The organism is Polaribacter vadi, assembly GCF_001761365.1.
Lineage (GTDB): Bacteria > Bacteroidota > Bacteroidia > Flavobacteriales > Flavobacteriaceae > Polaribacter > Polaribacter vadi.
Genome location: NZ_CP017477.1, coordinates 2,285,664 through 2,299,015, shown reverse-complemented (window position 1 = coordinate 2,299,015; position 13,352 = coordinate 2,285,664). Strand labels below are relative to the sequence as shown.

9 protein-coding genes are annotated in these 13,352 nt (G+C 29.9%); 5 read left to right on the top strand and 4 right to left on the bottom strand.

Features of this window, described 5'->3' with window-relative positions; all coding sequences use genetic code 11:
• Positions 1 to 60: 60 nt before the first annotated feature.
• The 4 genes from LPB03_RS10105 to LPB03_RS10090 form a co-directional block, all read right to left on the bottom strand.
• Positions 61 to 1,620: a DUF5123 domain-containing protein gene (locus LPB03_RS10105; RefSeq protein ID WP_065319497.1), complete on the bottom strand. Its 1,560-nt coding sequence runs from the start codon at positions 1,618 to 1,620 to the stop codon at positions 61 to 63.
• Between the two features lie 24 nt (positions 1,621 to 1,644).
• Positions 1,645 to 3,426 carry a RagB/SusD family nutrient uptake outer membrane protein gene (locus LPB03_RS10100; protein WP_065319496.1) on the bottom strand — a complete coding sequence of 594 codons (1,782 nt, stop codon included), beginning with the start codon at positions 3,424 to 3,426 and terminating at the stop codon, positions 1,645 to 1,647.
• 21 nt (positions 3,427 to 3,447) lie between these two features.
• Entirely contained in the window at positions 3,448 to 6,714 is a 3,267-nt protein-coding gene (locus LPB03_RS10095) for a SusC/RagA family TonB-linked outer membrane protein (protein ID WP_083187202.1), read from the bottom strand.
• Between the two features lie 279 nt (positions 6,715 to 6,993).
• Complete coding sequence (locus LPB03_RS10090; RefSeq protein ID WP_065319495.1) at positions 6,994 to 8,016, bottom strand: LacI family DNA-binding transcriptional regulator; 1,023 nt, start codon at positions 8,014 to 8,016, stop codon at positions 6,994 to 6,996.
• Positions 8,017 to 8,269: 253 nt separating this feature from the next.
• On the opposite strand from LPB03_RS10090, the gene LPB03_RS10085 reads away from it, so the two are divergent.
• From LPB03_RS10085 to LPB03_RS10065, 5 genes are read left to right on the top strand one after another with little or no spacing between them, the layout of a single operon-like run.
• Positions 8,270 to 9,718, top strand: a complete 1,449-nt coding sequence (locus LPB03_RS10085; protein WP_065319494.1) for a glycoside hydrolase family 28 protein — start codon at positions 8,270 to 8,272, stop codon at positions 9,716 to 9,718.
• 15 nt (positions 9,719 to 9,733) lie between these two features.
• Positions 9,734 to 10,678, top strand: a complete 945-nt coding sequence (locus LPB03_RS10080; protein ID WP_231953086.1) for an alpha/beta hydrolase — start codon at positions 9,734 to 9,736, stop codon at positions 10,676 to 10,678.
• Entirely contained in the window at positions 10,678 to 11,682 is a 1,005-nt protein-coding gene (locus LPB03_RS10075) for a DUF4861 family protein (RefSeq protein ID WP_065319492.1), read from the top strand. Before LPB03_RS10080 ends, LPB03_RS10075 begins: the two co-directional genes overlap by 1 nt.
• A 2-nt stretch (positions 11,683 to 11,684) precedes the next feature.
• On the top strand, positions 11,685 to 12,113 hold the full coding sequence (locus LPB03_RS10070; protein WP_065319491.1) for a cupin domain-containing protein: 429 nt from the start codon (positions 11,685 to 11,687) through the stop codon (positions 12,111 to 12,113).
• A 10-nt stretch (positions 12,114 to 12,123) separates the two neighbouring features.
• Positions 12,124 to 13,347 carry a glycoside hydrolase family 88/105 protein gene (locus tag LPB03_RS10065; RefSeq protein WP_065319490.1) on the top strand — a complete coding sequence of 408 codons (1,224 nt, stop codon included), beginning with the start codon at positions 12,124 to 12,126 and terminating at the stop codon, positions 13,345 to 13,347.
• Positions 13,348 to 13,352: the final 5 nt, after the last annotated feature.

Here is a 13,352-nt window from a genome sequence, read left to right as displayed (position 1 = left end):
GGTATGCATTTTTATTTTGCATACCTCTAATTATTTATAAATTAATTCACTAATTTTAGTTTATTGTCTCCATCTTGGATCTCCAACTTCATTATCTATAATGGTTTGATTTGTTATTGTAAAATCACCATTTGCTGCATCTACATAACCAGGGTCTAATAATGTGTAAGTTCCTGAACCGTCAAAAATTGTTTGTGTAGTATCATAAAATCCATCTGCATTAAAATAATTATTATTTGAAAAAGTTGGATTTTGATCTGTTCTACTTTGGTCTGAATAACCTTCTGATGCAGTATTTGTGATTAAGGTATTTTGAACCGTAATTTTATTTTCTTGAAAACGAACATACATTAATCTTCTACTTGAAGAGTCTGAAATTCCATTTAAAGTACAGCTACTCATAACAACGTTGCATATCAAACCAGATTGTGTTGAAGTTCCAGCATCATCTATTCTAAAAAAATCACGACCTGGAGCACAGTTGTTAAACGTGCTTGTATTTACATCAACATTTAATACATCCGAATTTCTAAAGTCAATAAAATCTCCACCATTAGTTACTACATTGGTTACAATTGAATTCTCTACTGTTAATGTGTTTAGAATCCCATCTGTTGTATTTCCTCTAATAAATGAACGGTCATAATCATGAACATTACATCCGCTAATTAAAAGAGAATTATAGTTACCTACATCTCCATAGCTTACAGCATCTACTAATTGGGTAGCTGTATCTCCTGTAATATCTAAATCAATTAAACTAAAATTTGTAGCTCCAGAAGATACTGAAAATCCTATTTTTAATAAAGGTTTGTCAAAACTTCTTAATCCTCTAATTGTTATAGATTTACCTATAGTTGCTGTACCTATTTGCGCTGTGTAATCTCCAGGTTCTAAAACTAAAATAGCATCTGGAGCTGCATCTGCAATCATTTGAAATAAATCATCAGTAGGTGTTACTAAAATACCAGTTCCAATATCTATACCTGTAGTAAATGTTAAAACACCTCTAGTTTTTGCATTATTTAAAAGCAAGGCAGTATAATCGGTTTCTGCACTTAAACCAGTTACAACAGCTATACCATCTATTTTTTCTTGATCAGTAATGTTATAAACTATATTTCCAGGTGTTAAAGATATTTGAGTAACATTACTATTTGGGGTCCATCTAAAAGTTGCCTCTTTTGCTAAAACATCACCAGGTTGAATTGGTAGAAAAATTTGTTCTGTTAAAGTTGTTGCTGTTACTAAAGCGTAAGTAGAATCGTCTAAACCTCTAGAACTTATAGCCTTTACTCTAATAGAATAAACAGTTTCACCTTCTAGTGCAATTTGATAAGGTAATTGATCTGCAGTAATTTCTGCTGTTTTAAAAATAGTACCAAAAGAAGGGTCATCTGCGCTAACCTCAATTAGAAAATTATTTACATTTTCACGAACAGTCCAATTTAACTCAACAGTAGTTTGATTTCTAACTCTAGCAGTTAATGCTACAGGAGCAAATTCTCTATCTATCTTTAATTCTTCTAATACATCTACATCATAACTTCCAGTACAATTACCAAAAGTCAAGGTTAATAAAATAACGGTTAGCCCTTTTAAAATATTTTTTGTTTTCATAATTGATTATTTTTTATATTATTTTTAGTAACCGTAATCGTTTTGTAATTTACCATTACTTCCATCAATAAAAGTTTGCCAAATAGGCCAAAATTGTCTATCATCTGGGTTAACACCTACTTTAAAAAGAGAGTTTACTTTCTCATCTTCTAAAGTGTTCCAATTAACTTGAGAATAATCAGCTCCTGGATCATTATTTTCTCCTCTATTTAAACCATAGATATCTAATGTTTCATTATCTGCCTCATATTTGTAATATAAAACAGTAGGAACGTTTGCATACTCTCCAGTACGATTTTTTAAGTTAAACATTTTCTGTTTCCCTTCTTCTAAATTTTTACCTAATAAATTCCAACGAATTAATGCTTGTTTACGCTCCATTTCTCCAGTAAACTCATATTTATGCTCCTTAACAATGGCATTAAACATTTGGTCTTTACTTCCTAGAGCATTTACATAAGCATTTACTTTTTGTGCTTGATCTGCTGATGAAAAAGCTCTACTTCTAAGTTGTTTTAAATACGTGGCAGCAGAACCAGGACCTTCTAATTCGTTTGCAGCTTCTGCTGCTATTAAAAGAACTTCTGCATAACGCATATAAATTTTATTAAGGCCATCATCATTTGTAGAAGTTACACGTCTTGTCATCCATTCGTATCTATATTTACCAAAATACCAAGTTTCCATATTATCCAATTCTTGTTGAGCAATACCATCTACAGGAACTCCCCATCTATAAGGAACACATGTAATGTCTCTTCGTAAATCTGATTCATCATAATCATAAAAAGTTGTAGGAAGTGGACCTGCTGTTCCTCCTCTTGGTTGAGCTGTGTATTGATCTGCACCTGCATGTCTTACAGCGAAAGAAAAAGCAACACGTCCTCTACCAGCTGCAAAAGGTATTTCCCAAAGAGATTCTCCTCCAGCATTTATATTTTCTTCGTTGTATTTTCTCCAAAAGCCTTCAAAAGATGGCTCCAAAGATGCTCTTCCACTAGAAATTACTGCTTTAGTTTCATCTAGTGCTAATTTGTACATTTTATCAACAGATAAATCAGGATCATTACTTCTTCTTATTCCATCAGGATATTGTTGAAAACCACTAGCTACCATTGCTATTTTAGCTCTAAAACTTTTTACAAAAGCTTTGTTAATTCTTTCAACAGTTGTTGTAGCTGCAGTTTCATTTGGCCACGCAACTAAAGTTGCTGCTTCTCCTAAATCTGCTATTAACCTTTTATAAATAGTATCTCTACTAGATTTTTCTATATATAAAGTTTCAGATGTAATTGGTTCAAAACGAGCTGGTACATCTCCCCAAGCTTTTGTTAAATCTGCATAATAGACTGCTCTTAAAGTTAAGGCTTCTCCTAATAACTGACCTAATTCATTTCCAGGTTCTGGGTTTCCATAAGTTCTTATTCCTCTAATACAAATATTTGCACGTTCTATACCATTATACATTTGAGCCCAGGCATTGTTGCTCGTGTTCATTTGTGTATTTGTAGGAGTAGCATCATATATACATAAATCTGCTGCTGCATCGTTTTCTTTATCAGAGTTATTATTCCATTCACTATCAGTATTAAAACCATAGTATGGAATAAAACGACCTCTATAAGAATTTGTTTGTCCAAAGGGTTCTTTAATGCCATCTACAGCTCCTTCAGCTAAACCTGCATTAGAGAAAATTATAGATTCGTCTAGCGTTGATTGTGCTGGAGCGTCAAAAAAATCACCATCTTCACAAGAAACAAAAAGTAGAGCGATAAATATTCCAGAAATTATTAATATTTTTTTCATCTTTTATTAAATATTTTTTAATTAAAAATTAAGATTAACACCAAAAACTATTGATCTACTTCTTGGAAATGCTGAATAATCAACACCAGGTGTTAGTGGAGTTTTTCTTCTTGTTGATACTTCTGGATCTGGTCCAGAATAATTTGTAAGAATAAAAACGTTATTAGCAGTTGCATAGAATCTTAAATTTGAAGCTCCAATTTTTGAAGCTACTGTTGGTTTAAGAGTATATCCTAAAGTAAGTGTATTTAATCTTAAGAAAGAACCATCTTCTACAGCCCAATCACTAAAAACGTAATTTTGTGAATATGGAGACCATAAAGTTGTGTTTTGATTTAAAGCTGCTAAGTCTGCAGGCTCTGTAACTAATTCACCAGTTGTTGGATTTAAATTTGTCCATCTAATACCATCAGACATTTCTGTACTTAAGTTTCTATATTGTCCATTTTGATTAGAGGTAGTAAACTCTACCTTATTTGCATTGTAAATGTCGTTACCAACAGTATAGTTAAAAGCAGCTGAAAGATCAAAACCATGTGCATTTGCATTGATTACAAAACCTCCTGTAACCCCTGGATTTGCATTACCTATTAAAGTAATATCATTTTCATCTACAATTCCATCTGGAGTTCCATCTGGACCGCTAATATCTTTTAGCTTCATATTACCTGGCATTGGATCTCCAACAATTCCACTGTTGTTAGCAACTCCAGAATTTAATGTATAACCTTGTGTTAATGGATCATATGTAAAGTCTGATATTTCATAACGACCATCACTCATATATCCATACATTTCTCCAATTTCTCCACCCTTTCTAATTTTGAAATCAAAAGGGATTTGAGATGATGCCCACCCAGAAGCGAAATTAAAATCCTCTAAAGAACCTAAAGAGTTAATACGGTTTTTGTTAACACTTGCATTTAAGTTAAAACTTAACCCATAATTTTCTTTTTCTATAGCTGTAATATTAAGTGATGCCTCAAAACCAGTATTTTGTACTTCTCCAATATTTTGAAACTGAGTACTATAACCTGTTCCTGGTACTGGAAATTCAAATAATAAATCTGTAGTTAAGTTTTTGTACGCTTCTATAGAACCACTAACTCTATTATTTAAAAAGGCGAAATCTAAACCAATATTTTGTGTAACTGTAGTTTCCCATTTTAAATCTGGGTTTGCTAATCTATTTGAAGCTGCCCAATAATTATTAACATTATTTATATAAGTAGTTGATGATGATTGAAAATTCTGTACAGTTTGTCCTGTTGGAATATTGTTGTTTCCAGCTTCACCATAACTTAATCTTAATTTAAGTGCGTTAATCCAAGTTACATCTTTTATAAAGCTTTCTTCGTTTATTTTCCAAGCTACAGCAGCTGATGGAAAGTAACCCCAAATATTGTCTCCTATAAATTTGCTAGATCCATCTGCACGAAAAGTAGCTGTTAAAAGATATTTATCTAAAAAACTATAGTTTGCACGACCAAAGTAAGAAAGTAATTTATCATCTGGACTGTAATAATTATCTACAGATGCCACTCTGTTTCCTTGTGATGTTAGTTTTAAAGCAGTTTCAAAATCAAAAAACTTTGGAAAACCTTGTATTTCAGAGGTAACTTCGTTATTATTTGTAACAATTAATTCTTGACCTACTAATAATTTTAAGCTGTGATCTTGACCTATAATGTTTTTAAAATCATAATTGATTGTATTTGCATTTCTAAATCTTACTCTTTTTTGATCACTTAGAATAATAGAAGGCAATCCTTGATCGTCTACTGAAGGTCTATTTCTTGCGTAATATGTAGATCTTCCGTAAAAACGATAATCAGTTGTATTAAAATTATCTAAACCAAAATCTGATTTGAGTTTTAAGTTTTCAATGATTTCCCAAGAAACACTTCCAAGTAAATTAAAATTCTTTCTTAATTTTCTTCTTTGATTATCTGCTACAGAGATAAATGGATTTGTTAAATAGTTAGCCAAAGCTTCATCTGTATCTACTGTTGTAACTCCAGGAATTGGAATTGGTGAGTATCCAACAGCATCTTTTAATCGAGAATCTTGTGAAGAAACCTCATTTTGTTCGTTTGCTCCACCTCCATTTACCTCTGTATCTGAATAACGAATTGTAAATGCTAAATCTACTTTATCACTTGCTTTACTTTTTAAAGATAAAGACAAATTGTTTCTTTTAAAATCTGAGCCTAACATGATTGTTTTTTCATCATATACAGCGTAATTAAAATTAAAATTTACTTTTTCGGATCCGCCTCTAATAGATAAATCTCTACTTTGAACCTCTCCTAAACCACCGTAAATTTGTTGCTGCCAATTGTTTCCTTGCAAACCATTATATTGATCTCTATCTTGATAAAGACCAAAAACACTTTCGTAAGAATCTAAACGATCTCTAAGAAGAGAGTATTCATATTGCCATTTTACGAAATCTTCTGCATCTTGAACGTCTATAACTTTTGAGATTTTCTTAAAGCCGTGAAACATGTTAAAATTAACACTTACCTTCCCTAATTTACCACTTTTTGTGGTTACAATAATAACTCCATTTGCTCCTCTAGAACCATAAATTGCAGTTGAAGAAGCATCTTTTAAAACAGTCATATTTTCAATATCAGAAGAACTAATATCGCTTAGACTATTAACAGGAAATCCATCAACAATAATTAATGGAGAGCTGTCTTGTGTTAAAGAACCACCACCTCTAACTCTAATGTTAATTTCAGCATCAGGTGAACCTTCTGTAGAGCTAACTTGAACTCCAGGTAAACGACCTGTTAATGCTTCAGCCACATTAGAAATTGGTTGTTTTTTAATATCATCACCTCCAATAGTAACCACAGATCCTGTTAAATCTGATTTTTTTGAAGAACCATAACCAATAATTACAATTTCATCTAATGATTGTAAATCTGTTGCTAAACCAACATTTATAGTACTTCTTCCATTAATACTTACTTCTTTGGTTTTATAACCTAGATAAGAAAATATTAATATATCTGTTGATTTATTTACTATAATTTCAAAATTACCATCGAAATCTGTTTCAGTTCCCTTTGTTGTACCTTTAATGATAATAGAAACTCCAGGAAGTGTTTCTCCTAACTCACTATCTGTTACGTTACCAGTAACTTTAAAGTCTTGAGAATATACATTTGTTCCTAATAATGCTATAAAAATAAAAATACAGACTTTAGTAAATTTGCTTAAGAAATAAAATTTCTTATTAAATTCTAAGGGTACATAATGGTTATTGTAATTTCCCATAAATAGTTTAATTAAAATGGTTAAATAATTAATAAATTTATAAAAACATAAAAAATGAATTCTACTGAATTATTTTAAAATGCAATTTAAAATGTAATCGATTGCACAAATATATATATTTTTTTTTCTTAACAAAATATTTTAACTATAAATGTTATAATAAGTTAAAATATTAAGCATCTATAAAATAATAACTAATAAATTATAGATATAGCAAATCTTAATAAACAGTCTTTGTAATATCTATATATTATTTTTGCTATTAATAACGTAGGAAAATTAAATCTTTAAAGATGATTTTCTTGCAATTAATGTAGGGGTTAACACAACGTGTTTTTCTAATTTTACTTTAACTTCACTCGCAACTTCATCAAGAAACATACGTGCAGTTATTTTACCCATTTCCATTGGTGATTGATCTATAGAAGATATAGAAAGTTCCATAAACTTTGTAAATGGTTCATTACTAAAGCCAACAACACAAATATCTTCTGGAATTCTCAATCCACTTTCTTTAATCTCCTCAATAGCTCCTAGTGCAGAAAAATCACTAGAAGAAAAAATAGCGTCTGGAGGATTATCCATTTGTAACAAAAGTCTCGTTTTTTCTCTACCTTCTATAACTTTACTAAAAGTTTCCACAACTAAACTTTCATCAAAAGGTATATTATTATCTAAAAGTGCTTGTTTATATCCTAAATATCTATTTTTAAAAATTTCTAAATTACGGTTATTTGATAAATGAGCTATACGTTTGCAACCTTGCTGTATTAAGTGACTTGTTGCTTCATAACCACCTTTAAAATCATCAATTGTTATAGAACTAACATTTTTTATGTCTTTTTTTCTATCAAAAAAGATAAGAGGTACGTTTTTTTTAACAAGATTATTAAAGACAGCATTCTTTTCTAACTTTGCATTCGAGATAGACATTAAAATTCCATCTACTTGTGCGTTTAAAAGAGAATTTATATTCTTTATCTCTAATTCTTGTTGATCATGAGTTTGACAAATAATTACATGATAACCTTCTGGATATAATTCTTCTTCAATTCCACGAATTACAGAACTAAAAAAATTGCTATCAATTCTTGGAACAATTACACCAACATTAAAACTTTTACCACTTTTAAGAGCTTGAGCAAGTTTATTTTGCTCATAATTCATTCCTGAAGCAGTTTTAAAAACTAATTCTTTGGTTTTTTCACTTATTTTAGGATTATTATTTAAAGCTCTAGAAACAGTTGCTGCAGTAATGTTTAGTTTTTTAGCAATATCATAAATTGTTGTTTTTTTTGTCATTCTATTAATTTATAATTACAGTTACCCTAAAATTTAAAAACGTTTATTTGTAAAATAATAGGGTGTTATTATCAAAAAATTTTTCAAGCTTATAATAACGAGGCGAAAATACTATATTATTTAATATTAAAAACGAATTATTATTCTCGGAATTCTATCCTATGCTTTTTTGCTCGAAAAAATTGCATATAAGTTACAAATTAATATATTTGTAATCGATTACATTATTTAAACTAATAAATTTCCTTCTACTATGTTAAACCAATATTTTTCAATCAAAACTCTTAAAGTAAATTTTTCCATTTTACTTTTTTTATTCTTTTACATTTCCTGTAAGCAAGAACCTAATAAAGCGTTAACATCTAATTCTGTTTGGGATAAAATGGATACTATTGTTGCAAGTGTAAAAGAACCTACTTTTAATGATAAAGTTTTTAATATTATTGATTTTGGTGCTATTGCTGATGGAGAAACCTATAACACAGAGGCTTTTGCAAAAGCAATTCAAAATTGTACTAATAGTGGAGGAGGTACTGTTTTTGTACCAAAAGGAAAATATATTACAGGTGCAATTCATTTAGAAAACAATGTTAATCTTCATTTAGAAGAAGGTGCTGAAATTTTATTTAGTACCAATCCAAAGGACTATTACCCTTTAGTTGCTACCTCTTATGAAGGTGTAGAACTCATGAATTACTCTCCATTAATCTACGCAAACAATAAAACAAATGTTGCAGTAACAGGTAAAGGAGTTTTAAACGGACAAGCTTCAAACGAGAATTGGTGGGCTTGGTGTGGTAAAGAAGTTTATGGTTGGGAAAAAGGTTCACCTATGCAAAGAGATAGCCTTAACCTTCCTAGATTAATGAAAATGGGAGATGATGGTGTTCCTTTAAAAGATAGAGTTTTTGGCGATAATCATTTTTTACGTCCAAATTTTATTGAGTTTTATGAATGTAAAAATGTGATGCTTAAAGGTGTGAAAATTATAAATGCTCCTTTCTGGATTATTCATCCTTTTAAATCTAATAATGTAATTGTAGATGGAGTAACTGTAGAAAGTCATGGGCCAAATAATGATGGTTGTGATCCAGAATATTCTAAAAACGTAATTATAAAAAATTGTACTTTTAATACTGGTGATGACTGTATAGCTATTAAAGCTGGTAGAGATGGAGATGGAAGAAGAGTGGCTATAAAAACAGAAAACATTGTTGTTCAAAATTGTAAAATGATAGATGGTCATGGAGGTGTTGTAATTGGAAGCGAAATGTCTGCAGGAGTTAGCAATGTATTTGTAGAAAATTGTACGATGGATAGTCCAGAATTAGATAGAGCAATTAGAATTAAAACAAACTCTAGAAGAGGAGGAACTGTAGATGGCGTTTATGTAAGAAACATTGAAATTGGTCAAGTAAAAGAAGCGGTTTTAAAAGTAAACATGCATTACGCAACTTACACAAATCAAACAGGTGAATTTATACCTAAAATAAGAAACATTCTATTAGAAAATGTAAAAGTTAAAAACGGTGGTTCTTTCGGAATTTTAGCAAATGGTTATGAAGAATCTCCAATCGAAAACATCACTTTTAGAAATGTAAAAATTGATAAAGTTGATGAAGCTTTTTCTTTAAAACATGTAAAAAATTTAAAATTAATAGACACCTATATCAATGGCTCTTTAATGCAAAGCCCTGATTAAAAAAAAACATTTAAAGTGTATAAATTAATTATTTTTTGGTTTTTATTTTTGATGTGCTCATCAACAGTATTTGCTGTTCAAGAAATTAAAAAAGATACAAGTTACACAGTAAATAGTTCGTTTTTAAAATACAAAAAGAAATTCCCAGCAATAGAAATTGTAAAAACAAAACGGTTTAAGAATGTAACTGAAAAAGCAACTATTACATACAAAACTTTAGAAAACAGAAACCTGTATTTAGATGCTTTTATCAATGATTCTGATAAAAACCCTGCAGTAATTTTAGTTCATGGTGGAGGGTGGAAATCAGGGAATAAATCTCACATGAAACCCTTAGCTCAAGTTCTTGCTTCTAAAGGATATTCTTGTTTTGTAATTGAATACAGATTGTCTGATGAAGCAAAATATCCTGCAGCAATTTTTGATGTAAAAAAAGCAATACAATTTATCAAAGAAAACGCAAAAGAATTTCATGTAGATACTACTAAAATTGCAATTTTAGGTGCTTCATCAGGAGCGCAAATGGCAACATTAATTGGCACAACAAACAATAATTTAAAGTTTGAAGAAAATCATCAAAACCAAGTTTCATCAACCGTAAATGCTATCATAAATTTAGATGGAATACTAGCTTTTAAACATCCAGAATCTAAAGAAGGAAAAGTAGCAAGTTTATGGTTAGGAGGCACTTTTAATGAAAAACCAACAGTTTGGCAAGAAGCATCTGCATTAACACATGTAGATGAAAAAACGCCACCAATTTTATTTATCAATAGTCAATATGAACGGTTTCATGCTGGTAGAGATGATATGATTAAAATTCTAGATAAAAACAATATTTATAATCAAGTAGAAACATTTCCAAACAGTCCTCATACTTTTTGGTTATTTCATCCATATTTTAATAAAACAGTTCATTACATAACTAAATTTTTAGACAAAACTTTAAAAAATAAATAATGAAAACATTACAATTTATAGCAGTATCATTTTGCTTTTTAGCAATTGTTGGATGCAAAAATGAACCAAAAAAGGAAACTATAAAATCAGAAAAGGTTGCTGAAAAAGCTAAAACTTACGCAGAAATTTCAATAGCTGAAGGAGGAAAATGGATTGATGGAACTAGAGGTCATGAAGAATATGATGGAGGAACATCATTTAAAAACGTAACAAATTTAAGAGTTCCAGATAAACATACAGACCATACTTGGTATATTCGTTATGAAGGTCCAGGTTGGGAAAGCAATAAAGTAGGTTACAGATTGTATTTAGATTGGCGAAATGCAATTGATATTTTTGGTAAAAAAACAGATTCTATGGTGCTATCTAAAGTTGGGCAAGATGGGTTTGATTCTTACCATGAACCTGAAGCTTGGGGACAAGATATTTTAAAAGTTGGTAGTGGATTAGGTGTTGGTTCTATTGGTAGATTAGTAAATGATAAAATGTTTCATTTTAAAGAAGTAGATTCTACTTTTGCTTCTATAGAAAATGGCGCAAAACAATCTTCTATCACTATAGATTACCATGGATGGAAAACAGCTGATGATAAAATCGATTTAAAATCTACATTAAGTATTCAGCCAGATTCACGTATTACAAAGCACACTATAATTCCATCAAAAGAAATTAACGGAATTGTTACTGGAGTAATAGACCATAAAGTAGCGTATTTTGCTAAAGAAAGTGATAATAAAAAATGGGGATATATTGCAACTTATGGTATACAAACTTTAGTGCCAGATAATTTAGGAATGGCTGTTTTTTATAAAACAGATGATGCTTCAGAAGTTAAAAAAGGGGAGTTTGATTATTTAGTTGAATTTAAACCCACAACAAAACCAATAGAATTTTATTTTTTAGGAGCTTGGGAGCAAGAACCTAATGGAATTAAAACACAAGAAGAATTTCTAAAATACTTAGATGATAAATTGTTAGAACTAAACAACAATAATAAATTTTAGAGATGAAAAGTTTGTCTCAAAAGAATATTTCTGTCATTTTTTTCTTTTTTCTTTTGGTTAGTTTTAATGTAAAAGGGCAAGAAAAAACATACACTATACAAGAATGTGTAAATACTTTTTCTGAAGATAAAACAGTTAAAACCAAAGTTGGTTATCAATATTGGTTTGCGGATAAAGATTTTTTAGACGGACGAACTATAAAAATGAGTGTTGTTGCTCCAGGAAAATCTACACATGCACCTCATAAACACATAGAAGATGAGTTTTTTTATGTTTTAGAAGGTACTGCAAAGTTTTATTTAAATGGTAAAGAGGTTATTGTAAAAGAAAATACAAGTTTATACTGCCCATCTTTTAGTATGCATGGAATAAGCAATGCAGGAGTAACAGAATTAAAATATCTAGTCATCAAAAAATATCAAAAAAAATAAAATCTTTAAGATGAAAAAAATAATAATAATAGTTTTAGTAGTTTTTGGTCTTTTTACAAGTTGTAAAAAAGAAGTAAAAAAAACAGAAACAAAAGAAGATTTAATAGTTTCTAAAGATTTAAAATGGTCAGAAAGAATGGCGTTGTCAGAAATTAATCGTTTTCCAGATCCTACTTTGCTAGATTTTAATAAAAAACCAAAATGGACTTATACCCCTGGTTTAGTTTTGCAGGCTATATCTAGAGTTTATGAACAAAATAAGAATCAAGAATTATTAGACTATATCTATAAATATACTGATAAAATTATTGAAGAAGATGGTACCATAAAAACATATAAAATGTCTAATTATAACTTAGATATGATAAAATCTGGAGATATTATTTATTATCTATACAACAAAAAAAATGAGCCAAAACTTTTAAAAGTTATGGATACGCTTCACAAACAATTAGAAGGGCAACCAACTACATCAGAAGGAGGTTATTGGCATAAAAAGGTATATCCATATCAAATGTGGTTAGATGGTGTATATATGGCAGAACCTTTTCATACAAAATATGCAACTACAATTATTAAAGATGAAAATGTTAGAAACAATATTTATGATCATATTGTGAAGCAATTCGATTTAATAGAAAAGCACAGTAAAGATAAAAGTACAGGGTTGTATTTTCATGGTTGGGATGAAAGTAAAGAACAACGTTGGGCAAATAAAGAAACAGGACTTTCGCAACATTTTTGGTCTAGAGGAATGGGTTGGTATAGCATGGCTTTAGTTGATGTATTGGATTATTTACCAAAAGAACATGAAGGTTACAATAAACTTATTGGCTATTTAAACGGTTTTGCAGAAGCAATTGTAAAACATCAAGATGCTAAAACTGGTACTTGGTATCAAGTAGTTAATTTACCAAACAAAGAAGGGAATTATATAGAAGCAACAGGAACATCAATGTTTACTTATACTTTAGCAAAAGGTGTTAATAAAGGATATTTACCAGCAAAATATTTAGAAAATGCAAAAAAAGCATATCAAGGAATTTTAGATAATTTTATTTCTGTTGAAGAAAATGGAGTTGTAAATTTAAATAGATGTTGTGCAGTTGCAGGTTTAGGAGGAAACCCATATAGAGATGGAAGTTTTGAGTATTATATTGGCGAAAAAATTAGAGCAAATGATCCTAAAGGAACAGGTCCTTTTATAATGGCTTCTTTAGAACTAAATAAATAAAAACA